Annotated in this window: 21 protein-coding genes; 4 read left to right on the forward strand and 17 right to left on the reverse strand. The window is 67.3% G+C overall.

All coding sequences use genetic code 11. The features are described 5' to 3' along the window. Nucleotides 1-331 precede the first annotated feature (331 nt). The 6 genes from ACQR1D_RS31055 to ACQR1D_RS31080 form a co-directional block, all read right to left on the reverse strand. Nucleotides 332-604, reverse strand: a complete 273-nt coding sequence (locus ACQR1D_RS31055) for a hypothetical protein (RefSeq protein ID WP_315805146.1) — start codon at nucleotides 602-604, stop codon at nucleotides 332-334. A 232-nt stretch (nucleotides 605-836) separates the two neighbouring features. Beyond that, nucleotides 837-1,262 carry a flagellar export chaperone FliS gene (fliS, locus tag ACQR1D_RS31060; protein ID WP_316182785.1) on the reverse strand — a complete coding sequence of 142 codons (426 nt, stop codon included), beginning with the start codon at nucleotides 1,260-1,262 and terminating at the stop codon, nucleotides 837-839. Next, a complete protein-coding gene (gene fliD, locus ACQR1D_RS31065; protein WP_434894273.1) occupies nucleotides 1,262-2,974 on the reverse strand; it encodes a flagellar filament capping protein FliD in 1,713 nt (570 codons plus the stop codon). Before fliD ends, fliS begins: the two co-directional genes overlap by 1 nt. A 61-nt stretch (nucleotides 2,975-3,035) precedes the next feature. After that, nucleotides 3,036-3,860 carry a flagellin gene (locus ACQR1D_RS31070; RefSeq protein ID WP_315805143.1) on the reverse strand — a complete coding sequence of 275 codons (825 nt, stop codon included), beginning with the start codon at nucleotides 3,858-3,860 and terminating at the stop codon, nucleotides 3,036-3,038. A gap of 138 nt (nucleotides 3,861-3,998) precedes the next feature. After that, nucleotides 3,999-4,706, reverse strand: a complete 708-nt coding sequence (locus ACQR1D_RS31075; protein WP_315805142.1) for an RNA polymerase sigma factor — start codon at nucleotides 4,704-4,706, stop codon at nucleotides 3,999-4,001. Then, nucleotides 4,703-4,912, reverse strand: a complete 210-nt coding sequence (locus tag ACQR1D_RS31080) for a hypothetical protein (RefSeq protein ID WP_315805141.1) — start codon at nucleotides 4,910-4,912, stop codon at nucleotides 4,703-4,705. The genes ACQR1D_RS31075 and ACQR1D_RS31080 overlap by 4 nt, the downstream gene beginning before the upstream one ends. A 734-nt stretch (nucleotides 4,913-5,646) precedes the next feature. Between ACQR1D_RS31080 and ACQR1D_RS31085 the strand changes: the two genes are divergently transcribed. Together ACQR1D_RS31085 and ACQR1D_RS31090 are read left to right on the forward strand one after the other, a co-directional pair. Continuing rightward, complete coding sequence (locus ACQR1D_RS31085) at nucleotides 5,647-6,978, forward strand: hypothetical protein (protein WP_316182782.1); 1,332 nt, start codon at nucleotides 5,647-5,649, stop codon at nucleotides 6,976-6,978. A gap of 18 nt (nucleotides 6,979-6,996) precedes the next feature. Next, the gene (locus tag ACQR1D_RS31090; RefSeq protein ID WP_316182781.1) at nucleotides 6,997-7,722 is read left to right on the forward strand and encodes a formyltransferase family protein; all 726 of its coding nucleotides are present in this window, start codon (nucleotides 6,997-6,999) and stop codon (nucleotides 7,720-7,722) included. Nucleotide 7,723: 1 nt separating this feature from the next. On the opposite strand, the gene bluB is transcribed toward ACQR1D_RS31090, so the two are convergent. Then, the gene (gene bluB, locus ACQR1D_RS31095; protein ID WP_316182780.1) at nucleotides 7,724-8,380 is read right to left on the reverse strand and encodes a 5,6-dimethylbenzimidazole synthase; all 657 of its coding nucleotides are present in this window, start codon (nucleotides 8,378-8,380) and stop codon (nucleotides 7,724-7,726) included. Then, on the reverse strand, nucleotides 8,377-9,717 hold the full coding sequence (locus ACQR1D_RS31100; protein WP_316182779.1) for a cobyrinate a,c-diamide synthase: 1,341 nt from the start codon (nucleotides 9,715-9,717) through the stop codon (nucleotides 8,377-8,379). Before ACQR1D_RS31100 ends, bluB begins: the two co-directional genes overlap by 4 nt. A gap of 47 nt (nucleotides 9,718-9,764) precedes the next feature. On the opposite strand from ACQR1D_RS31100, the gene ACQR1D_RS31105 reads away from it, so the two are divergent. Then, entirely contained in the window at nucleotides 9,765-10,895 is a 1,131-nt protein-coding gene (locus tag ACQR1D_RS31105; RefSeq protein ID WP_316182778.1) for a cobalt-precorrin-5B (C(1))-methyltransferase, read from the forward strand. Here ACQR1D_RS31105 and cobM read toward each other — a convergent pair. Genes cobM through cbiE form a run of 3 tightly spaced genes read right to left on the reverse strand, consistent with a single transcriptional unit; the run spans nucleotide 10,865 to nucleotide 13,259 of the window. Next, nucleotides 10,865-11,626 (reverse strand): precorrin-4 C(11)-methyltransferase, encoded by a 762-nt coding sequence (gene cobM / locus ACQR1D_RS31110; protein WP_316182777.1) that lies wholly within the window; start codon nucleotides 11,624-11,626, stop codon nucleotides 10,865-10,867. The genes ACQR1D_RS31105 and cobM overlap by 31 nt on opposite strands. Then, nucleotides 11,623-12,027 (reverse strand): cobalamin biosynthesis protein, encoded by a 405-nt coding sequence (locus tag ACQR1D_RS31115; RefSeq protein ID WP_316182776.1) that lies wholly within the window; start codon nucleotides 12,025-12,027, stop codon nucleotides 11,623-11,625. The genes cobM and ACQR1D_RS31115 overlap by 4 nt, the downstream gene beginning before the upstream one ends. After that, nucleotides 12,024-13,259: a precorrin-6y C5,15-methyltransferase (decarboxylating) subunit CbiE gene (cbiE, locus tag ACQR1D_RS31120; protein WP_434840411.1), complete on the reverse strand. Its 1,236-nt coding sequence runs from the start codon at nucleotides 13,257-13,259 to the stop codon at nucleotides 12,024-12,026. The genes ACQR1D_RS31115 and cbiE overlap by 4 nt, the downstream gene beginning before the upstream one ends. Nucleotides 13,260-13,273: 14 nt before the next feature. Here cbiE and ACQR1D_RS31125 point away from each other — a divergent pair, with 14 nt between their 5' ends. Beyond that, complete coding sequence (locus ACQR1D_RS31125) at nucleotides 13,274-14,047, forward strand: cobalt-precorrin-6A reductase (protein WP_434894274.1); 774 nt, start codon at nucleotides 13,274-13,276, stop codon at nucleotides 14,045-14,047. Here the strand turns inward: ACQR1D_RS31125 and cobJ are convergent. From cobJ to cobW, 6 genes are read right to left on the reverse strand one after another with little or no spacing between them, the layout of a single operon-like run. Then, nucleotides 14,011-14,778: a precorrin-3B C(17)-methyltransferase gene (gene cobJ / locus ACQR1D_RS31130; protein ID WP_315805131.1), complete on the reverse strand. Its 768-nt coding sequence runs from the start codon at nucleotides 14,776-14,778 to the stop codon at nucleotides 14,011-14,013. The genes ACQR1D_RS31125 and cobJ overlap by 37 nt on opposite strands. After that, nucleotides 14,775-15,533, reverse strand: a complete 759-nt coding sequence (locus ACQR1D_RS31135) for a precorrin-2 C(20)-methyltransferase (RefSeq protein ID WP_315805130.1) — start codon at nucleotides 15,531-15,533, stop codon at nucleotides 14,775-14,777. The genes cobJ and ACQR1D_RS31135 overlap by 4 nt, the downstream gene beginning before the upstream one ends. After that, nucleotides 15,530-16,162, reverse strand: coding sequence for a precorrin-8X methylmutase (locus tag ACQR1D_RS31140; protein ID WP_434840410.1), 633 nt, complete (start codon nucleotides 16,160-16,162; stop codon nucleotides 15,530-15,532). Before ACQR1D_RS31140 ends, ACQR1D_RS31135 begins: the two co-directional genes overlap by 4 nt. Continuing rightward, nucleotides 16,155-17,426 (reverse strand): precorrin-3B synthase, encoded by a 1,272-nt coding sequence (gene cobG, locus ACQR1D_RS31145; RefSeq protein WP_434840409.1) that lies wholly within the window; start codon nucleotides 17,424-17,426, stop codon nucleotides 16,155-16,157. Before cobG ends, ACQR1D_RS31140 begins: the two co-directional genes overlap by 8 nt. Continuing rightward, complete coding sequence (gene cobN / locus ACQR1D_RS31150; protein WP_434840408.1) at nucleotides 17,423-20,845, reverse strand: cobaltochelatase subunit CobN; 3,423 nt, start codon at nucleotides 20,843-20,845, stop codon at nucleotides 17,423-17,425. Before cobN ends, cobG begins: the two co-directional genes overlap by 4 nt. 9 nt (nucleotides 20,846-20,854) lie before the next feature. Next, nucleotides 20,855-21,892 (reverse strand): cobalamin biosynthesis protein CobW, encoded by a 1,038-nt coding sequence (cobW, locus tag ACQR1D_RS31155; RefSeq protein WP_434840407.1) that lies wholly within the window; start codon nucleotides 21,890-21,892, stop codon nucleotides 20,855-20,857. Nucleotides 21,893-21,912: the final 20 nt, after the last annotated feature.

Consider the following 21,912-nt stretch of genomic DNA (forward strand, 5'->3'; position numbering starts at 1 on the left):
GGACACAGCACGACCACGCGGTCGTGAAGGCGTTTGCTGATCAAACGGCCAGAGCGCCGATTCCAGGCGCACAATTAGTCGATCGAATTAGTTGATCCGACGGCAGAATTTGCCGCCGCGCTGTTGCGCAGAGGCGGCAAAAATCGCCTGGTGCGAAGCCCCGATCTGCATCGGCGCCACGGCTCGCCGTCGTCGCACTCGGGCGCCCTCGATTCGCGCGCAAGCGAGCTCAAGAAACTGAGCGAGATGACAGTTGCGATGGTGTTGCGGTTCCAGCGGCGAAGTCCGACCGGCCGAAGCGCAGCCGCGCAAGCGCGGTCCTGGCTAAGGCTCAGCCAGGCTGATGGGCGTCAGCCGGCGGGGTTGCCGCTTCCTCTTGGGCCAGGCGATGGGCCGCAGCAAGGATGCGCGACGTCAGGCCGGCGGGTGCACGAACCGGCGGCGACGACAGCGCCTCACGAACGAGACGTGCCTCGGATAGCAATCGATCGGCTTCGGGAGAGGACGCAAGCAGATCAGCAGCGGATTGACGCTGCTCCGCCGGCCAGCGCGAGAGGTCCTCACCCAGCCTGCCGATCAGATCCTCGAATTCCCTGACGTCCATCGTCCGCCCAATCCAGCGCTTCCAGCTTGGTCATAAAGCATTCAGCCCGCGAACGAAATTGATATCGGCAATTGTGACGATCGACCGCAACCAAGCTCTGGAAACTCCGTACTTTTCGGGAGTCGTATGCACGCGAGGCCGCACTGGATACCGAAACGGGAGACAATGCAGCCCATTTCTGATCGATTTCTCAAGATTTCCGCAGCGCGGCGAGTGCCCGATTCGGCGAGATCTACCGACGGTTGGCCGAATCAGCAGCCGCTCGCTTTCCCCGGGCCGCCACATCGACAGCCTCCCACGCCTGCCGCAGTTCCAGCAGGCTTTCGGTGATCCGCTGGAAATTCTCGCGCATGTGAGGTCGACCATAGGCCCGCAGCGCGGCCACGATCAGGGCGTTGTAGGTTCCGAACAACTGGTCGGCGACCGGTCCGCCGCGCGTGGAATCGAGGTGCAAGCTCAACCCGCGCAGGATCGCCGTTGCCCGGGTCAGGTGGGCATGCCCCTCCTCGAAGCGACGCACCTCCTGCGCCTGCACGGATTTCTGCAGGCAGGTGACCGCGCCGTTGAGCAGCATGATCACGGCCCGCAGCGGCGGAACCGCGACGGCCGTGCCGCGGTAGGCCTGACTTGCAAATTGCGCCATCGAACTCTGGGTCATCAGTTACTCGAACTCGAATTGAGGAGGGCTTTCAGATAGGTCAGCGTATTGTTGGCGCTCTCGATCGCGGCTTGGTACTTGGCGTATTGCGCCGTGAGCTGGGTCTGGAACGTCGCAGCCGAGCTCTTAATGTCGTTGACCTTGGCCTGCATCGTCTCGTCCTGGGACGTCAGATTGTCGATCAAAGTCTGCAACGAGCCGGTGCTGGACGATGCGGTCTTGGCGATCTGGTAGATCTGGGTTGCAAGCCCCTGGGTCGAGGTCACCGTGATCGATTGCGAGGTCGAGCCGGTATAGGTGAAAGCCATGCCGGCATAGATCGTCCCGGAATTGCCCACGATCGTGTTGCCGCTGACCGTGAACAGCGAACTGTCGCCACCGACGGATGCGGCCGAGAGATTCCCCGAGGCATCCACCGTCAGATCCAGGGTGAACGACTGCGGCGACGACCCGGTATTGACGACGCTGAGCTGGCTCGACGAGGTCTTGGTCTGCGCCGACAACAACGTCGTCACACCGCTCAAATTGGTGCTCAGGATCGTCGACAGCGTGCCCGTATCGAGTTCGAGTTCGTTCTTTTCGTTGAACGAGAGACCAAGGTCCGCCATCGTCAGCCCGCCGACGGACGTTCCGAGCACGGTCTGAAGCGAGTTCATGATGTCGCGCATGGTGCCGTCGCCGAACAGCACCGAGCTGGATGAGGCGGTTCCGTCGGAGTTGGTGGTCTGCTGCGCAATCACGGCATCGCGGAACGCATTGTAGTCGGTGACGAAGGTCTGCAGCGCCGACGAGATCTGGCTCGTATCGGCGCCGATGGCGACGGTCAGCGTCGTTCCGGAGGGTGTCGCCTGCAGCAGATCGAACGTGACGCCGCTGAGCACGTCGGTGATGTCGTTTGTGTTGCGGGTCAGGCTGATCCCATCGAGCGTGAACTCCGCGGCCTGGGCCGTCTGCAGCACCGTCGCGAAGGCTCCCGAGCTGTCGGTCACCCCGAGCTTGTTGAGGATGTCGTCCCCGGACGAGCTTGCATAGGTGATGTCGGCGGCATCCTGGGTCCCCGTCAGCACCAGTTGATAGGACCCGCTCGATACCTGGACGATCGACGCCTCGACATCGGTCGTGGAGGTCTGCGCGTTGATCGCGTCGACGACATCCTGCAGCGACATGCCGCTGGTGATGGTGATGTCGGCCGTGCTGCCTCCGGACAGGCCGAGCGAGAACGTGCCGGAATAGCCGAGGGCCGCGGTCTGGCTCGACTGCGTCGTGCCCGTCACCTTGTGCGCCGTGGCGACCTGGCCGATCGTCAGCGTGTGGCTGCCGGTCGCGGCTCCATTGCTCACCGACATCGACAGCGCCGATGAGGCGCTGACGTCGCCGGTCGCGCTGATGGTGGCGGCCCGCGTGGCGAAGGCGTTGGTCGCAAGCGAGTTCACCATCGATGTCGCCAGCGACGACAATCCCGATGACAGTGTCTTCAGTGCGGTCTGCAGCGTCTGGTACGCCGTGATCTTGGCTTCATTGGCGGTGATCTTGGTCGAGATCTGGGTCGCCTGGGTGAGCTTGGCATTGACGGCGGACTCGATCAGCGCGGTCCAGTCGATCGTGCTCGTGGTGCTCGTTCCCGACGTCGTGAGCGAGCTGCTCGAACTCGTCGATGATGAAGAAGACGATGTCGTGCTGCTCGTGCTCGAGGTTGCGCTGCTCACCGTCATCCGTCGTCGTCCTCCGAGGAAAAAGCCGGACCGGCGAGGCGCCGGCCCGGCAGATCACGGCTCAGCCCAGCAGCTTCAGGAGGTACTGCGGGATCTGGTTGGCGGCGGCTTCCGCCGATACCGCGGCCTGGGTCTTCACCTGCGCCGACGACAGCTTCGCCTGCTCCGAGGCGATGTCGACGTCCTTGATGGCGGAATTGGCCGATTGCAGGTTCTGCGTCTGCGTCGAGATCGAATCGGCCGAGAAGTTGAAGCGCGACTCCTGCGCGCCGATGTCGGCACGCGCCTTCGACACGGTGTCGATCGCGGTGTCGAGAGTGGTCAAGGCTGCGGTCGCGCCGGTCTGGGTGCTGACGTCGAGCGACGAGACGCCGAGCGTGCTCGCGGTGAGATCCGACAGCGTGATGTTGATGGTGTCGGACGCGGACGATCCGACCAGAACCGAGACGCCCGACGAGAACGTGCTGGTGCCGTCGAGCAGGCTCTGACCGCTGTAGCGCGTTCCGGTCGCGATCGACGAGATTTCGCTGATGAGCTGCGAGAATTCCGACTGGATGTAGGTGCGGCTGGTTCCGACCGTGGTGCCCGATGCGGACTCGGAGGCCAGCGACTTCATGCGCGCCAGGATGTCGCTGATGTTCGACGCGCCGCCATCCGCGGTCTGCAGGATCGACGTCGCCTGGGCGGCGTTGGTCGCGGCCTGCTGCAGCGTGGTGATGTCCGAGGAGATGCGCGTGGAAATGGCGAGACCGGCCGCGTCGTCCGAGGCCGACGTGATGCGCGAACCGCTCGACAGCTTGGAGAGCGAGCTCGTCTCCTGGTTGGAGTTGATGTTCAAGTAGCGGACGGCGGAGTTGGCGGCGATGTTGGTGGAAATTGCGGGCACGGTGAGGACTCCTGAGTGATCGGCAAAGCACGCCGCATCGTGGAAGGACTGACGGTGCGGATCGGCCCCGTCTGACCGATCAAACGGAAGCGCCTGCGGGAATCAGGCGGGAATTCTCCCGCGCCGGGAATTTTATGGTTAGCAATCGGTGAAGGCGCCGCGAATGTCGCGCTCGTGACGCCGCAGCATGTCGCGCAGATGCTGGCGACCCCGCTTCAACAGCGACTCCACGGCGGCCACTGTCGTGTCCATCACCTCGGCGATTTCGCCGTTGCTCATATTCTCGTGATACGACAGGATCACGGCGATCCGTTGCTGCTCCGGAAGCCGCTGCATCGCTCCTTCCAGGAGGTCGCTGAGCTCCGCACGCTCGATGACGCTCACGGCATCCGGCTTGCCGTCCGCAACCTCGGGCACCACATCGACATTCTCGGTCCGCGGCTTGCGGCGGATGTCGATGCAGCGGTTGCTGACGACGCGATAGAGCCAGGTCGAGAATTTGGCACGGCCGTGCTGCCACCGCCCGCGATGAGTCCAGACCTTCAGCATCGTATCCTGAACGACGTCCTCGGCGTCGGCGGCATTGCCGACGATGCGCAACGCAATCGCATAGGCGCGGTCGATGTGGCGCTCGACGAGAAGGCGAAATGCGAGCTCCTCTCCGGTGGCCAGCCGGTCGAGCAGATCCTTGTCCTCGTCGAAGACCATGGTCTCGCCCGGCGGCGCAGAGTCTGGAACGGTGCTGACCGACTCGCTCGACGGCAGCACCACCGCGACGTCCGGGGACCCCGGCTCCTTCGAAGATACGCCATCGGCCGGGGCCCAGACGTCCAGCGCGTAGCTCATTTCCGCATCTCCAACCCGCAATGCCGAATGCGGTATTCGCAGACGGCTTCCGATCGTTGAACGCTGTGATCGAGAGAAGCAGGCGAAGATTTTTCGTGATTTTTCAGGTAGTTAGATGGAATGTTTTGCCTAGGGACAGGCAAATTCTGCCGCACGCGGATCGAGCGCTCGACGATCATTGAGAAGGAGAGGCCGATGTTCGGCATGGCGCGGGTTCATTCCGGAAGACGAGTTCAGCAGAAAACGCGGGCTGCAACGCTTACTAACAGCATCCCTGGATGCGGACCGCGCACACCAAATCTGCGGTCGATCAAGATCCGGAGTTCTTGCGAAACGATCATCTCGCCCGGCAATTTTTTCCGAATCACCTCGACGAAATTATCGCATTTTTCGACTCTGTCAGTTTCCGCAGACGCGATTTTTGAATCTCGTGACGATTTTTGCGACAAGGCGCGCCTGATCTGTCGTGCTCGTACGTTGTAGTTGCTGATGGAACGACAAATGAAGCGATCGACGTGATGCGTCGCGCGCCGACGACGCACGCGTAGGTGTCAATCGATGTCTGTAGCGTCACCGAATGTTGCTCAATGTTTCGATCGACGTCGACTTTCGTGAGTATCGTCGCGTTCGATATCTCAGCGCGAAGCGCGCGATCCGCGCCCGCGACTGCTTTTTAATGCCCGATTTCGTACTTCGGCGTCGACCAAGCGCTATCAGATCGAAAGCGAATGCCCGTACGTCTTCTTACGCATCCACGATGTTGATTCATCTGTGCGGGCTTCGCGCGGCGCGCCGGCAACATTGCGAAACGAAGTTCGCGTTTTCCGTGTCGAGAGCTTCGTCCTGCTCGCATCATCGCAAGTGACCGACGCCGGCGCATGCGTGATCGACGCGCCTGATTGGCCGACGTGGTCCGTTTGATTGTGCAGGAGGACCCGGCATGATGCGACAAAACCCGAAAGCCATCGACGACGACCCGACGCAAGCCTTGCGCGCTCGAGGCGTCAGGCTCGGTCAGCAGCAAGGTCTTCGTCTGCAGTGGCTGTCGCGGACATTCGGGCCGCTGGTTCACTGCGACGAACGTCCATCGCCTGGCCGCGGCCGCACGATCGTCCTGCTCGATCCGCCAACCGGCGCGGGTGCGGAGCTGCTGTACGGCACGCTGACCTCGCACGATGCCGTGGCGATCCCTTTCGGCGAAAACCCCGCGTTCGATTTCCTGAAGTCCAAGTTGACGGCGTTCGGCACCGTCGGCACCTCGGCCGACGGTCCGCATGAATTGTGGTGGGGCGGCCGCGACTGGCCTGCTCCGGAGACGGCACCCGCAACTACGATGCGTGTCGTGTCCTGCCATCCGACGACGGTCGGCGACTTGCACGTCTATCATCTCAGACGCTCGCTGCAGCGGCTCGGGCTCCCATTCGACATCGAGGCGATCGATTGCCGCCCCGGCGAACGCCTGAGCGCTGCCGACAAGGCCGACTTCGTCGCGCGGATGTGGCAGCGGCACCGCGAGCCGCTGTTGTACGTCGAGGCGGACGTGATGTTTCAAGCCGCCCCGGGCCTTCCTCATCTGGCCGGCTGCGACTTCGCCGTCCATAAGTGGAACGGCTGGGAGATGTCGCCGCGCACTCTCTATTTCGGCCGCTCCAAGGCGGCCGAGACCATGCTGACGACCTGGCGCGAGATTGCCTCGTCATATCCCGATGTCTGGGACGGCTATCTGATCGACCAGGCCTGGAGTGCGGTGACGTCCCAGATCGCACTCGATACGGTCTGGCTTCCCCGCAGCTACCATGCCGTTGCAGGGGAAGCCGGAGTCGGCAACGCGACGATCGTCCACAATCTGAAGCCGACAAACGCTGATCTCGGCCCCGACCCGGACTTCGCCGAAGTGGCACGCTCGCCGCGGCGGGCGGGGCGCGTCGGCGCGCTGGAGTCGCTGCTCGTGGTGCGCTCGAAAGTAAAATCTGGCCGGGGCGTCACGGTCATCCTGCGCGATGTCGAAGGTAGCAGCGCGCGCGCAACGGCCGACAGCATCGAGCGGCTGACGAGCGCCTTCGTCGCCGATTGCGGCGGCTTTGGCCGCCTCGAGCTTTCGCTGTGCTCGTGGGCGCCGGAGGTTCGCATGGCGCGGCGGGCCGCTTTGCTGGCCGACAACATGGTACTCGAGATCGTCCCCGGTCAGGAGCTGCCGGCCGATCTGTTCGCCGCCACCGCCGCCTCGGAAGCCATGCGCCGGCCCGCCAGCTTCAACGCCCATCGCCACTGACGCCAGCCAGGACAAATCATGTTCGACACCATCATTCTTCTCACCGGCAGCCGTGACCAGCAGCTCGCGTTGTCCGAGCTCCTGCGGGCGCACAACCCTGCCCTCGCATTCCGCTGCGCGGTCAGCCTGCAGGACCTCGAAGCCATCGAACGCGACGTGCTCGGCAGATCCCGCCTGCTTGCGTTCACGACCGGCGTCGTCGTGCCTGCCGCCATCCTTCAGGCGCTCGGTTACGGCGCCTACAATTTTCATCCGGGCCCACCGGATTATCCCGGCTGGGCGCCGGCCCATTTCGCAATGTACGACGGTACGAAGCGCTTCGGCGCGACGGCCCACGCGATGGAGACCCGGGTCGACTGCGGCGCGATCGTCGGTGTCGAGCCGTTCGACATCCCCCAAGGCGTGGATGTCCGCGGCCTGGAGCAGATGGCGTTCGTGCGGCTCGCCTATCTGTTCTGGCGGATGTCGCGCGACCTCGCCTGCCAGGCCGGCCCGCTGCCGGCGCTCGGCACCGGTTGGAGCGGCACCAAGAGCACGAGGCAGATGTACGCCGCCCTATGCGACATGCCCGCCGACATCGATCGATCCGAGATGGCGCGCCGCATCCACGCCTTTCACGACGATTTCCGCGGCATTCCACTGACCGTCAACCTGCACGGCACACGGTTTCAGCTCATGCGCGCCGAGGCCGCCGTCGGCGAGCCGATGACGGTTGACGCGCCGGCGTTGGCGCTCGCGTCGTGACCTAGCGCTTGAGCGGCTTGATCACGGTCTGGTCGAGCCGCGTTTCCCAGCCGTGACGTTCCAGCTCGGGATCGTCATGCTCCTCCTGCGGCCAGCCGACGCAGAGATACGCAATCAGGCTCCAGTCCGACGGCAATTCGAGCGCGCGACAGACAGCCTCCGGGTCCAGGATCGACACCCAGCCAACGCCGAGACCTTCCGCGCGCGCCGCCAGCCAGAACGTCTGGATCGCTGCGACCACCGAGTAGCGGAGCGTTTCCGGCATCGTGGCGCGGCCGAGACGGTGCCCGGTGGCAGCGCCTTCGTCGGCACAGACGGCGAGATGGACCGGCGCCTGCGTCAAGCCTTCCAGCTTGAGGCTTGCATAGAGCGCGCGCCGCTCACCATCATAGCCGGCGAGCGCCGCCTGGTTCGCATGCTGGAAGTTCTCGATCACCGTCGCGCGGCGTTCGGCGCTCTCGACGAGCACGAACCGCCAAGGCTGGCAGAAGCCGACGGACGGCGCGTAGGACGCGAGAGCGAGCAACTGCTCGATCAGCTCAAGGGAGACCGGATCGGCGCGGAAACGGCGGACGTCGCGACGCCAGCGCACCAGCTCGGCAAAGCGCTGCCGGAATGTCGCGTCGAACTGCGGAGGGCTTCGGCCTGGCTCGCTCATGCGCCCTCCCCGCTCAGGACGTGCAGGAACGATCCGGTCACCGACCCGCGCCGGGCGCCGCGCTCGGCGATGACGCCGCCCGAGGCATCGCGGCACGCGATCAGCGGATCGTCTGCCTCGCTCAGGATGGTTGCATAATGGAATTCGTGGCCGTGAACGACGGCCCCTCTCGGGCCGAGGCTGCAGTCGACCAAGAGCGTCGCTTGACGATAGCCGAGATGCAGGCGGCGTCGCGCGAACGACGTTTCCAGTGACAGCAGCCCAGCCATCACATGCCGGACACCATGGGCATCTTCGAGTCCCGCGCCTAGCGTCATGTAGCCGCCGCACTCGCCGTGGATTGGCACGCCGCGCGAGGCCATCGCGCGCAACGCGTCCAGGAACGACCGCGCCGAGGCCAGCCGTCCCGCATGCAATTCGGGATAGCCGCCTGGCAGCCACACCGCGTCGGCTGCCGGATCAGGAGCCTCATCGTTCAACGGCGAGAACGGGATGGCCTCCGCGCCCTGAGCGCGCCAGTGCCGCAGCAGATGCGGATAGCTGAACGAGAAGGCCGCATCTGATGCGAGCGCGATGCGCTGTCCGGGCGGTTTGATGCCGAGGCTGGAGCTCTGCGCGGCGAGGCCAGGCGCCCGAATCGGATTTGCGAGAGCAAGCACCGCGTCGAGATCGACCGACCCGGACACGCTTGCCGCAAGACGCTCGAGATGGGCCTCGATGGCCGTGATCTCCTGGGCCTGGACCAGCCCGAGATGGCGTTCGGGCAAGGTCAGTTGCGCGTCCCGCGCCAGCGCGCCGAGCACCTCGATTCCGACGGTCGCAAACGCCGGCTCGATGAGCGCCCGGTGCCGCTCGCTCGCGACCCGATTGAGGATCACCCCGGCCACGTGGACATCGTCGCGAAAACGCGCGCAGCCGAGCGCGACGGCGGCGGCCGTCTCGGTCTGCCCGCTGACATCGAGAACGAGCACGACCGGCCAGCCGGTCAGGGCTGCAAGATCCGCAGCCGAGCCCCTGCCCGCGCGCCCGGGATGCGACGCGCCATCGAACAGGCCCATGACGCCCTCGACGATGGCGATATCGGCGTCGGCGGCGACGCCGCAGGCAAGCCCGAGCAGCTGCGGCGCGGACATCGCCCAGCTGTCGAGATTGTAGCTCGTCCGTTGTGCCGCAGCCGTGTGATAGGCGAGATCGATATAGTCCGGGCCGCATTTGAAGGGTTGCACGCGCGCGCCGCGCCGGCTGAGTGCACGCAACAGCCCGAGCGTGACGGTCGTCTTGCCGGCGCCCGAACGCGGCGCGGCGATGATGATTCCGCTGGGCGCCGCCGTGCTCATGGCCGTAACGCCGCCGAGGCATGGCAAAATGTGCTATGCGAACCGACATGATGGACATCGCGGATCCGCCGAACCGACCGCTGAAGCGTGGCTGGACGACCGGCAGCTGCGCCACGGCCGCAGCGCGCGCCGCCTACGAGCTGCTGATCACGGGCAACTGTCCTGCCATGGTCGAGATCGCCCTGCCTGGCGGACGTCGCGTCGGCTTTGCGATCGCGATGCATGAGGCCGACGGCATCAAGGCCACCGCGGGCGTGGTCAAGGACGCCGGCGACGATCCTGACGTCACGCATGGTGCGCTGGTCAGAGCAACCTTGCGGCGCGGTGCAGACAATTCCGGCGTAACGTTCCGCGCCGGCCCCGGCGTCGGCACCGTGACACGACCGGGATTGCCGCTGCCGCCGGGAGAGCCTGCGATCAATCCGGTGCCGCGCGAGATGATCACGGCGGCGATTGGCGAAGCCTCGGCAAAGCTCGGTGCGACAGGCGACGTGGCCGTCGAGATCTCCATTCCCGGCGGCGAGGAGCTCGCCAGAAAGACGCTCAACCCGCGGCTCGGCATCGTCGGCGGCCTGTCGATCCTCGGCACCACGGGAATCGTGGTGCCGTTCAGCTGTGCTGCCTGGATCCACTCCATCTATCGCGGCATCGACGTCGCGCGCGCGGCCGGCCTGCCGCACATCGCCGGCGCGACGGGAAGCACATCCGAGAAGGCCGTGCAGCGGCTCCATGGCCTGCCGGAGACGGCGCTGATCGACATGGGCGATTTCGCCGGCGGCATGCTGAAATATCTGCGACGGCATCCGGTCGCTCGCGTCACCGTGGCCGGCGGCTTCGCCAAGATGACCAAGCTCGGCCAGGGCCTGCTCGACCTGCATTCGCGCGCCGGCGAGGTCGATCTCGGCTGGCTGGCGAACACGCTGCATGACGCGGGTGCGCCGGCCACGCTGGTCACGAGCGCACGCACGGCCAACACCGCGCTGCAGGTGCTGCAGGAGTCCCAGCGGGTCGGGTTTCCTGCCGGAGAGGTGGTCGCGCTCGCCGCCTGGACGACGGCGCGGCGTGCGCTGGGCGACAACGACATGGCCCTCGACATCGCCGTGTTCGACCGCGACGGCCGGCTGGTCGGACAAAGTCATGGACCGGCTCACTCCCCTCTCCCGCGGAAGCGCCGCTGATAGTCGGCATCGTACAGCGCGCTGTTGCGAAAATCCTTGGTTGCGAGTGCGCGGCCCACCAGGATCAGCGCGGTCCGCTCCACGGCGGAAGCCGCGGCCTGGCCGACGATGGTCGCCAGCGTGCCGGTCAGGACCAGCTGGTCCGGCCAGCTCGCGCGATAGACGATCGCGACCGGACAGTCGTCACCGTAATGCGGCCGCAGCTCCTCGACGACCTTGTCGAGAACGTGGATCGAGAGATGGATGGCGAGCGTGGCGCGCGACTGCGCGAACAGCGAAAGCTGCTCCGTGTCCGGCATGGCCGACGCGCGGCCGGAGGTCCGCGTGAGCACCACCGATTGGGCTAATCCCGGCAAGGTCAATTCGCGACCAAGCGCGGCCGCCGCCGCCGCGAACGACGGCACACCGGGTGTGATCGTGTAGGGAATCCGCAATGCATCCAGGCGCCGCAATTGCTCGCCGAGCGCGCTCCAGATCGAGAGATCGCCGGAATGCAGCCGCGCCACGTCGTCGCCCGCGAGCGTGGCGCGCTCGATCTCGGCCACGATCTCGTCGAGCGACATCGGTGCCGTGTCGACGATACGTGCGCCGGGCGGGCAATGATCGAGCAGCGCTCGAGGGACCAGCGAGCCCGCATAGAGACATACCGGACAGCGCGCGATCAGGTCACGGCCGCGCAAGGTGATCAGGTCCGGGGCGCCGGGACCGGCGCCGATGAAGTGCACCGTCATGGCGCACGCTCCGCATCGATGGCCGCCTCGCCCTCCGCCAGCGCGCAGGTCGCTACGGCGTTTGCGACGCGCGCCAGGACCAGCCGGGCATTCGCGCCGGCGGCAGCGAGCGCCGCCGTCTCGGCAACCGAAGGTACACCCTTCAGGCGCCTGACGCGATCGCTTCGCGTGATCGCGCGATCGGCGACAGCCGTCATGTCAGCAAGATCGACTCCGACGAGCGGACGGCCGAGCCGCTGCGCGGCGGACACCACGCCAGGCTCGCTGACCTTGTCCGCCGCCGTGGCGAGCACCGCCACGTCTGCCGGGGCGAGGCGCGCCAACGAGAGCGCCTGTGCGATGACCGCCTCGATGTCTGCGACGCTGGCGGCGCGGCGGCAACCGATCCCGAGCGCGATCATGGTTTCGTCACCCGCCACTGCGTGATCGGCATGGCCTGCCGCCAACCATGCATGCGGCCGACCGGCTCGATGCGCGAAACCGCGATGCGGATCAGTTCACCGCCATGCTGGCCGAACAACGCGCTCAGCCGCGCCTCGCCTTCGAGCGACACCACGTTGGCGACGAGGCGGCCGCCGGGTTTCAGCCGCGACCAGACGGCTTCGAACACACCCATTTCCGAAATGCCGCCGCCGATGAAGACCGCATCGGGCGCTTCCAGATCCGCCAGCACCGCCGGCGCGCGTCCCATCACCAGCTTCAGCTCGGGAGTGCCGAGCGCCAGCGCGTTGCGCATCGCCCGGTCGGCCCGGTCCTGCCGCGCCTCGATCCCGATCGCGCGCAGCGAGCCGTGCCGCAGCAGCCACTCGATTGCCACCGCGCCCGAGCCCAGCCCGACGTCCCACAGCAGTTCGCCTGGACGCGGCGCCAAGGCCAACAACGTCACGGCGCGCACGTCGCGCTTGGTGAGCTGGCCGTCATGCTCGAACAGGTCATCGGCAAGACCAGCGGTCAGCGGGATCACGGGTGCATCGGTCTCGGCATCGACCTCGACCGCGATCGTCGTCAGCGGATGAATATCAGAGAGATCGAACGCGTCGGCCAGCGCTCTGCGCACCCGCTCATGCGCGCCGCCGATCGCTTCCAGCACCGTCAGGCGCGAGCGTCCCATGCGGCGCGAGGTCAGCAGCGCGGCGAGCCGCGCGGCGGTGGATCCGTCCCAGGCCAGTGCCAGAATGCGCGCGCCCGGCGCGAGATGGCGGATAATCCCTTCGAGCGGGCGGCCGTGCAACGTCACCTGCGCCACATCCTGCAGCGGCCAGCCGAGCCGCGCCGCCGCGAGGCTGAAGGCCGAGGGCTGCGGGACGCAAAGCATCTCGGCGGACGCGAAGCGCTGCATCAGCTGCTTGCCGACGCCGTAGTTGAAAGGATCGCCGCTTGCGAGAACGACGACGGGCTGTCCCCGTCGCGCCGCGATCTGGTCGAACGCGAGCTTCAACGGGCTGGGCCAAGCCAGCCGTTCCCCCGCGATCAACGGCGCGGCAAGCTCGAGATGGCGCGCGCCTCCGACCACGAGCGCCGCCTGCGCGATGAGACGTCGTGCGGACGTCGAGAGACCGTCAACACCATCCTCGCCAATCCCGACGATGGACAGCCAGCGCTGCGCGTTGCAAGTTGCGGCCGAGTTCACCATGGACACTGCCCCGCATGCGTATTCTCATTCTTGGCGGGACGACCGAGGCTTCGGAGCTGGCGCGGCTGCTCGCCGGCGACGACCGGTTCGCAGCGACGCTCTCGCTCGCCGGCCGCACCGCCGCGCCCAGACCGCAGCCGCTGCCGACGCGCATCGGCGGCTTCGGCGGCATCGCCGGACTGGAAGCCTGGCTGCGGGATCATGCGATCGACGCCGTCATCGATGCCACGCATCCCTACGCCGACCAGATCTCGCGCCATGCGGTCGCAGCCTGCCATGCGCTGTCGGTGCCGCTGGCGTCGATCCGGCGCGCGGCCTGGCAACGCCAGGCCGGCGACCGCTGGATCGAAGTCGGCAGTGCCGACGACGCGGCTTCCGCGCTCGGAACGGATCCGGCGCGTGTATTCCTCAGCCTTGGCCGCCTGGAGCTCGCAGCCTTCGCAGCAGCCCCGCAGCACCACTACGTCGCGCGAACCATCGACCCGCCTGGCGACGTCGCGTTGCCGCCCGACATTCGCTTCGTCCACGATCGCGGGCCGTTCGACGAGCCGACAGAGCAAGCCTTTCTGATCCAGGAGCGCATTGCCTTTGTGGTATCGAAGAACTCCGGAGGCGCGGCCACGTATCCGAAGATCGCAGCCGCGCGGCGGCTCGCGATTCCCGTGGTGATGATCGCAAGACCCGACAAGCCGCATGGCATCGCGCTGGACGGCGCGCGAGCCGCATTGCAGTGGCTGGAGGCACAACTGGTTCATGCCCCGCCCTCAACCTCACGGCGCAGCGTATAGACAAACGGCGACTTTCCCTCGCGCGCGATCAGGCGCGTGGCGCTCGATCCGATCAGCACGAGCGTGCGCATGTCCGCCTTGCCGGGATCGACCTCGCCCAAGGTGGTGATGATCCGTCCGACATCACCACTGCCCGCGGCCCTGACCATGACGACGACGGTCGAAGCCGGCTTGATCTGGCGCAGCAGCGCGAACGCCTCGCCCAGCTGATGAGGCCGCGCTTTGGACAGCGGATTATAGAGCGCAATGACGAAATCGGCCGCGGCGGCCGCCTCGAGGCGGCGACGGATGGTCGTCCAGCTCTTGAGATTGTCGGAGAGCGAGATCGCGCAGAAGTCGCCGCCGAGCGGCGCCCCGACCTCAGCCGCGGCCGCCAGCATGGCGGTGACGCCAGGCTCGACGCGGATGTCGAGGTCGCGCCAAGCCGGCGGTCCCGCCTCGACCGCCTCGAACACCGCCGCGGCCATCGCGAACACGCCGGGATCACCGCCCGACACCACCACGACCTGCTTGCCGTCGCGTGCGAGCGCCAGTGCGTGGCGCGCACGGTCGAGCTCGACGCGATTGTCGCTGGCGTGCCGGATCTGGCCCGGACTCGTCGAGGTCACCCTGTCGAGATACGGTCCATAGCCGATCAGATCGGTCGCGCTTGCGATGGCGGCCGCGGCGGCGGGCGTGATCAATTCGGCCCGCCCCGGGCCGACGCCCACGATGGTCAGCGTGCCCGTCATAGCCGTCGCCCCTGCCCGGGGATCAGGATCATCGAGAAATAGGGACCGCGGTCCAGCTCCACCTCGGCCAGCGGCGCGACGCGCTGCGCCTCCATCGTGCCGCGCTCGACATAGAGCGCGCGATCGAGCAATCCGGCGCTGATGATCGCGCGCTTCACCTTGGCGAGGTTGCGCCCGACCTTCATGATCACGGCAGCCTCGCAACGCGTCAGCCGGTCATGCAGGACGTCCTCGCCCAACGTGCCCGGCAGCACCGAGAGGACGTCGTCGCCCCAGGTGATCGGAACATTGGCCTTTGTCCAGCAGCCGGACATGCCGGTGACGCCCGGCACCACCTCGACCGGATGATCGTGCTCCAGTCGCCGCCACATATGCATGAACGAGCCGTAGAAGAACGGATCGCCTTCCGACAGCAGACCGACCGATCGCCCCGCCGCCAGATGCGCGGTGATGCTGTCCGACGCGCGCCGATAGAAATCGGCGATCTCTGACTGATAGGACGGGTCGGCGACGGGCAGTTCCTCCGTGACCGGATATTCGAGCCGCAGCTCGTGGCGGCCGGCTTCCATCAAGGGCGTCACGATCCGACGCGCGTTGCCTTCCATGCCGCGCTTGGCAAAGAACGCCACCACATCGACGGACCGGACCAGGCCGGCGGCGCGCAAGGTCAGATAGCGAACGTCGCCCGGACCGACGCCGATGCCGTACAGCGTGCCGGGATGAGCCGAGCCCGCGATGGTGTCTAAGAGGCTCATTCGACGTCGCTCGCGATGGCATTCACCGCCGCGACCGCCATCGCGCTGCCGCCCTTGCGGCCCTTCACGATCAGATACGGCACCCGGCCATCGGCCGCGAGCGCCTCCTTGGACTCCCGCGCTCCAACGAACCCAACCGCCGTCCCGATCACCGCAGCCGGTCGCGGCGCGCCCTGATCGAGCATGTCGAGCAGATGAAACAGCGACGTCGGCGCATTGCCGATCGCCACCAGGGCGCCGCCGAGATGCGGCCGCCACAGCTCCAGCGCCGCGGCGGATCGGGTGGTCCCAAGCTTCGCGGCAAGCGCGGGCACCTCGGGCGCCTCGAGCGTGCAGATGATCTCGTTCCTCGCCGGCAGCCGCGCCCGCGTGATCCCCTGCGCCACCATCTTGGCATCGCACAGGATCGGCGCACCGCGATCGAGCGCCGCCCGCGCCTCTGCGGCGAAATGTTCGGACATCGCGATGTCGGAGGTGATCTCGACCATGCCGCAGGCATGGATGATACGCACGGCGATCTTCTCTTCCAGTCCCTGGAAGCGCGACAGGTCGGCCTCGGCGCGGATGGTCGCGAACGAGCGGCGGTAGATCTCCGCGCCGTCCTTGATGTAGTCGCGGAGCTCAGACATCGGCCTTTTCTTTCGTTTCGAACAGCCCGCCGCCATCGATCTCGGAGGGATCGAGCATGCCGCAGGGCTCGCTCTTCACCGTGCCGTGGCGGACGATGTGATAACCTTTGGCCTCGCCGACCAGCACGACGTCCGCGGCCGCCGATCGCGCGCAGCCCTTGGCGCAGCCGGAGACGTGCAGCGTGCCGTTGAATCCCGTCCGGGCCATCGCATCGGCGATCATGCGGGCATGCTGCCGCGTCGCCAATTCCGTGGACGGACAGCAGCCGGCGCCCGAGCAGGCGTCGATGCGCATCAGTGGATCGGCGTCGTCGACGACCAGGCCGAGCCGGGCTGCGTCCGCCACCAATTGCCCTGCACTCACGGCGCCCGCGACGACATATAGCGCGCGCCATGGTGACAGGCGGACCTCGGCGACATCATGTGCCGCGAGCACGGCCGTAAGCCGCGCCAGCGCGTCGCTATCGATGCGGCCGAACGGCACGCCGAGACCGACGGCGCAGGTTTGATCCGTGAGAGCAATGACGCCGCAATGTCGCTGCCCCATGGCGGCTGACGGTGGCGCGATGTCGGAAACGTCAAGGTTCAGCTCTGCGCTGACCGCGGCGATCGCGGACGGCGGCAACGTCGCGGAGCGGCGCGTGGGGCTAAGTTGCAGCACCAGCCGCGCGAGGTGAACGGCCGTCGATGCCGCGTCGATCACGGCTGTCGTTCCGAGCCACACGGGATCATCGGAACCCGCAATGCCGACGGCGACACGCCTCCCCCGAGTGCCGCCACAGGCGACGAGACGAACATCCGCGGCGAGCTCCGTCAGCGGCAGCCGGCCGCCGCCGTCCAGCGCAAAGCCGAACTTGGGCGGCAGCGCATGGAGCGTCTGATCCGAGGCCAGCAACGTCTCCAGCTCGGCCGCGACGGGTCGCATGTCGGCCCGTTCGGCCGGGTCGTGTCCCGCCAGCGGATTGACGACGATGTTGCGGATGGCTTCGAGCTCGGCGCTGTCATCGAGCAGGCCGAGCGATGCCATCAGCTCCCACAGCGGCACGAGCGTCTCGGACGATACGCCACGTATCTGCAGATTGGCGCGGCGCGTGAGGTCGATCTCGCCGTTGCCGTAACGCCGCGCGGCCTCGGCAAGCTCGCGCAGCGTCGACACCGGCAGCGCGCCGCCATGCGGCCGGACGCGAACGATCAACCCGTCGCCGCTCGGCATCGGACGCCGCGCGCCCGGACACCAGCCCTTGATCTCGACCGCGGCGCTCACGACACGCTCTCCTTTTGCGTGAGGCGCGCGCGAGCCTGCACGATCTCGTCAGCGACCGCATTGCGGCGCGGCACCCAAAGCCGCCGGCGCAGCGCATCCTCGAACCGCGAGACGATCGCGGCGACGGCCGCAGGATTGCGCGCGACCATGCCGTCCAGCACAGCTTCGTCACGCAGCAGCGCGCCATGCGCCAGATCGAACAGGTGCTCGGCGACGGCATCGGAGGTGGCCGCAAAGGCATAGAGCGCGTCGACGCCCTGCGCGATCTCGGCCACGCCGCGATAGCCGTGAGCGAGCATTCCGTTGATCCACCGCGGATTGGCGAGACGGCCGCGGACCACGCGGGCAATCTCCTCGCTGAAGCTCCGCGCCGTCGGCGCCTCCGGACGGCTGGTGTCGAGATGCAGCAGCGCGGGCGACGCGCCAAGCGACGCTGCGGCGGCGGCAAAACCTCCGGCGAAATCGGCGACCTCCTCGCCATCGAGCAGGTCGCGCTCACGATCGTCCTGCGGATGCACGAGGGCATCGGCGCTGCGGACGCGGGCGCGAAACGTGTCGGAGGCCGACGCGCCGTCATGCGCTCCGCCAAAACTGTAAGCGGTGCTGTCGAGATACGCCTCGCCGAGCTGCGACCGGCTCGTCCAGTCCATCCCGAGCGCGAGATCGGAGGCAACGGCGCCGTAGCTGCCGGGCGCGCCGCCGAACACGCGCGCCAGGCTCTCGCCGCGCCGCCGGGCCGCGGCCAGCGGATTGTCGGCATCGTCCTCGTCGAGCGCCGCCACCTTCTGCACGGCGAGATCGAACAGCGCGATCTGCGCTTCGAACAGGTCGCGGAACAGCCCCGAGATCCGCAGCGTCGCATCGATGCGCGGGCGATCGAGCATCGCCAACGGCAGCACATCGACGCCCGTGACGCGATTGGAGTTGAGATCCCAGCGCGGCCGCACGCCGAGATAAGCCAAGGCCTGGGCCAGATCGTCACCGCCGGTACGCAGCGATGCTGACGCCCAGAGATCGAGCATGAGCGCGCGCGGATAGTCGCCATGGTCCTGCAGATAGCGCCGGATCACCTCGTCGGCGGCGCGCTGGCCAACCAGAGCCGCAGTGCGGGTCGGAATCGCGCGCGGGTCGATCGCGGTCAGATTGCGGCCCGTGGGCAGCACGTCGAGACGGCCGCGGCTCGGCGCGCCGGCGGGACCGGCGACGACGCGCCGGCCATCGAGCGCGGCGAGCAACGCGCTGCGCTCGGCCGCCGCGCTCCCGTCAATCCGGGCTGCGATGTCGGCGCGATCGATAGTCGCTGCCGCCTGTCCCGTGGCCGCAATGATCGCATCGGCCAACAGGCCGGTCGCCGCCGTGTCGGGCGCCTGCCCGAACACGTGCAGGCGGTCACGCACCGCGAGCTCCTTGATGTCGCAGAGCTGCGCATCGAGCTGCGCGATCGCCTCGCGTCCGGCCATGGCACGGTCGAGCCCGCAATCGGCGGCCAAGCCGCTCTGCCAGGCTCGCGCGACGATCTCCTCCTCGAGCAGCTTCAAGCGGCGTTTGTCGAGACCATCCGCCTCGGCATACTCCTCGACCAGCCCCTCCAGCTCCAGCAAGGGTCCGTGCAGGCCGGCCTGCGACAGCGGCGGCGTCAGATGCCCGAGCGTCAGTGCCGACAACCGCCGCTTGGCCTGCATCGCTTCGCCGGGATTGTTGACGATGAAGGGGTAGATCACCGGCAACGGGCCCAGCACGGCCTCCGGCCAGCACGCGCTCGAGAGCGCCAGCGCCTTGCCCGGCAGCCATTCCAGCGTGCCATGCGCACCCAGATGAATCAGCGCATCGATCCGCTCGGCCTCACGAAGATGCGCGTAGAGCGCGACGAAAGCGTGCCGCGGCGGCACGCTGGTGTCGTGATAGCCGGACTTGCGGTCGGCGCGATGGCCACGATCCGGCTGCAACAAAATCAGCAGTTTTCCTGTACGCAGCACCGGGAAACGGAACGCGCCATCCCGGAATGCCGGGTCGACATCTGCCTCTCCCCAGGTGTCGTGCAAGGCGCGCTGCAGATCATCCGGCAACAGCGCCAGTGCGGACTGATAGGCTGCGAGCGGCACGACGAGCTCATCTGCCTGGTCCCGCAGCAGCGCTTCGATGTCGTCGGCGATCGGCGCTGCGCGGCCGATGTCGTACCCGCTGTCCGCCAACAGCCGCGCGATCGCGGCCGCGCTTGCGCTGGTGTCGAGACCGACCGCATAGCCGCGGCGGCCGCCGCGTGCCGGATAATCGGACAGCACCAGCACCACGCGCCGTTCGCTGGCCGGCAGCGCGCGCAATTGCGCCCATCGCGCCGCGAGCCGGGCGACGTAAGCAATACGGTCCTGTTGAGGCACATAACGCATCGCGCTGAACTGCAGACGCTCGTCCGCCGGTGCCTCACCCTTGAACGCAATCGGGCGCGCCAGCAGCCGGCCGTCGAGCTCCGGCAGCACGACATTCATCGCAAGGTCCGTCGGCGACAGTCCACGCGCCGAGGAAGCCCAGGCTTCCTCGGTGCTCTGTGCCTGGATGATCTGCAGAACCGGCGCGTCCGCGAGGTCGAGCGCCGTTGTGCCGTCCTCGCGCTGCGCCGAGAACGCGGTCGCGTTCAAGATGACCGCAGGACGCCGGTGCCGGACCAGTCGCGCCAGCGCATCGCCGATGCTGGGATCCTTCAGGCTGGTCACCGCGACCGCGACCGCCGCCAGCCCTTCGGCTTCGATCGAACGCATCAATTCCGCAATCCCGGCCGTATCGGCGGCAAGCAGGCTCGCACGGTAGAACACGATCAGCGCGCTCGGCCGTGCATCATCGTGGCTGCAGAGGTCATCGATGCCGACCGCGCCGCGGTCGCGCGCGAAGCCGACGATGGAGCCGAGCGCGAGCGGCTCGCCAAACGGCGCGTCACCGCCAAGCAGGCTCGCGAGATAATGCAGCGCCTCGCGCGCATTGCCGACGCCGCCCTCGTGCAGATAGCCATAGAGCCGCGACGTCGCGTCGTGCGGCAAGGTCGAGAGCGCATCGAGCCGGTCGTCGGCGCGATCGTCGCCCGGCAGTGCCGCGAACAGGATGTTGCGGCTGCGGCACACCGACGCGATGCGCTCCAGCCCGTAGCGCCAATAGTCGAGCCCACCGAGACAACGCACGACGACGGCGCGCGCCCCGAGCACGACGCGGTCGACATAGAGATCGACCGACATCGGATGCTTCAGCCGCTTCAGGCTGGCGAGGCGCAGGCTGGGCAGCTCGGTCGACGTCGCGGTCCAGGCTTCGGCCAACGCCGACAGGTCGGTGTCCGAGAACGACAGCACGACGATCTCGGCCGGCGACTGCGCAAGATCCACGGCCTGTTCGAGGTCGTCGAGATCCCCGCCCGTTGTCGCCAGCAGGTGCATCGGTGACGCCTACCCTGTGATCAGGCTCTGGATGGCGGCGGCATCGAGGCCGCGCTCGCCGATGATCACCAACCGCCCCTGCCGCGATTCGCCCGAGCGCCACGGGCGCTCGAACTGATGCTGGATGCGGCTGCCCACGGCCTGCACCAGGAGGCGCAGCGGCTTGCCGGCAACTTCCACGAACCCTTTCACCCGCAAGACATCATGCGCATCGACGGCGGCCGCGATCCGGTCGACGAGCGCATCGGGCGAGGCCTGCGCCGGGACGTCGAGCACGAAGCTCTCAAAATCGTCGTGATCATGCTCGGCCTCGTTGTCGTGATGCGACGGCCGGGCGGCGAGATCGTCCTCCGCTGCGGCGCCGAGCCCGAGCAGCACCGACGCCGACAGCCTGCCATGCTCGGTCGCGATCACCTTGACCGCGCGCTGCACCTTGGCGGCGATCTCGGCGGCGACATCCTTGCGCTGCCCCTCGCTCATCAGATCGCTCTTGTTCATCACGACGAGATCGGCGCACAGCAACTGGTCCTCGTAGACCTCCTCCAGCGGGTTGTCGTGATCGAGCGAGGCATCGGTGGCGCGCTGCGCCGCGAGCGCTTCCGGATCGTCGGCGAAGCGGCCCGCAACCACCGCCGGGCCGTCGACGACCGCCACGACGCCGTCGACCGTGACACGCGTCGCGATCTCGGGCCAGTTGAAGGCCTGCACCAGCGGCTTCGGCAGCGCCAGCCCCGAGGTCTCGATCACGATATGCTCCGGCGGCTCCTTCTGATCCAGCAGGCTCCTGAGCGCGGGCACGAAATCGTCGGCGACGGTGCAGCACAGACAGCCGTTCGACAGCTCGACGATGCGATCCTCCGGACAGTCCGGCACGCCGCAGCCCTTCAGGATGTCGCCGTCGATGCCGACGTCGCCGAACTCGTTGACGATGATGGCGAGCCGGCGGCCGTTCGCGGTCTCGATCAGATTGCGCACCAGCGTCGTCTTGCCGGCGCCGAGAAAACCGGTGACGATGGTGCAAGGCGTCTTGGCGAACGACTTCGTCATGGCGATGCGATCTCTCGGTT

Origin of the sequence: Bradyrhizobium sp. HKCCYLRH2047, from assembly GCF_051168175.1 — a bacterium.
GTDB lineage: Bacteria > Pseudomonadota > Alphaproteobacteria > Rhizobiales > Xanthobacteraceae > Bradyrhizobium.

What these genes read in the sequence shown, in the direction of transcription:
- cobJ (WP_315805131.1), bottom strand. Translation starts at nt 14,778, where the DNA reads ATGACGGGCACGCTGACCATCGTGGGCGTCGGCCCGGGGCGGGCCGAA.
- ACQR1D_RS31105 (WP_316182778.1), top strand. Translation starts at nt 9,765, where the DNA reads ATGATGGACATCGCGGATCCGCCGAACCGACCGCTGAAGCGTGGCTGG.
- ACQR1D_RS31055 (WP_315805146.1), bottom strand. Translation starts at nt 604, where the DNA reads ATGGACGTCAGGGAATTCGAGGATCTGATCGGCAGGCTGGGTGAGGAC.
- cobW (WP_434840407.1), bottom strand. Translation starts at nt 21,892, where the DNA reads ATGACGAAGTCGTTCGCCAAGACGCCTTGCACCATCGTCACCGGTTTT.
- ACQR1D_RS31075 (WP_315805142.1), bottom strand. Translation starts at nt 4,706, where the DNA reads ATGAGCTACGCGCTGGACGTCTGGGCCCCGGCCGATGGCGTATCTTCG.
- cobM (WP_316182777.1), bottom strand. Translation starts at nt 11,626, where the DNA reads ATGACGGTGCACTTCATCGGCGCCGGTCCCGGCGCCCCGGACCTGATC.
- ACQR1D_RS31140 (WP_434840410.1), bottom strand. Translation starts at nt 16,162, where the DNA reads ATGTCTGAGCTCCGCGACTACATCAAGGACGGCGCGGAGATCTACCGC.
- fliD (WP_434894273.1), bottom strand. Translation starts at nt 2,974, where the DNA reads ATGACGGTGAGCAGCGCAACCTCGAGCACGAGCAGCACGACATCGTCT.
- ACQR1D_RS31135 (WP_315805130.1), bottom strand. Translation starts at nt 15,533, where the DNA reads ATGAGCCTCTTAGACACCATCGCGGGCTCGGCTCATCCCGGCACGCTG.
- fliS (WP_316182785.1), bottom strand. Translation starts at nt 1,262, where the DNA reads ATGACCCAGAGTTCGATGGCGCAATTTGCAAGTCAGGCCTACCGCGGC.
- bluB (WP_316182780.1), bottom strand. Translation starts at nt 8,380, where the DNA reads ATGAGCGAGCCAGGCCGAAGCCCTCCGCAGTTCGACGCGACATTCCGG.
- ACQR1D_RS31090 (WP_316182781.1), top strand. Translation starts at nt 6,997, where the DNA reads ATGTTCGACACCATCATTCTTCTCACCGGCAGCCGTGACCAGCAGCTC.
- ACQR1D_RS31100 (WP_316182779.1), bottom strand. Translation starts at nt 9,717, where the DNA reads ATGAGCACGGCGGCGCCCAGCGGAATCATCATCGCCGCGCCGCGTTCG.
- ACQR1D_RS31115 (WP_316182776.1), bottom strand. Translation starts at nt 12,027, where the DNA reads ATGATCGCGCTCGGGATCGGTTGCCGCCGCGCCGCCAGCGTCGCAGAC.
- ACQR1D_RS31125 (WP_434894274.1), top strand. Translation starts at nt 13,274, where the DNA reads ATGCGTATTCTCATTCTTGGCGGGACGACCGAGGCTTCGGAGCTGGCG.
- ACQR1D_RS31085 (WP_316182782.1), top strand. Translation starts at nt 5,647, where the DNA reads ATGATGCGACAAAACCCGAAAGCCATCGACGACGACCCGACGCAAGCC.
- cbiE (WP_434840411.1), bottom strand. Translation starts at nt 13,259, where the DNA reads ATGGTGAACTCGGCCGCAACTTGCAACGCGCAGCGCTGGCTGTCCATC.
- ACQR1D_RS31080 (WP_315805141.1), bottom strand. Translation starts at nt 4,912, where the DNA reads ATGCCGAACATCGGCCTCTCCTTCTCAATGATCGTCGAGCGCTCGATC.
- cobN (WP_434840408.1), bottom strand. Translation starts at nt 20,845, where the DNA reads ATGCACCTGCTGGCGACAACGGGCGGGGATCTCGACGACCTCGAACAG.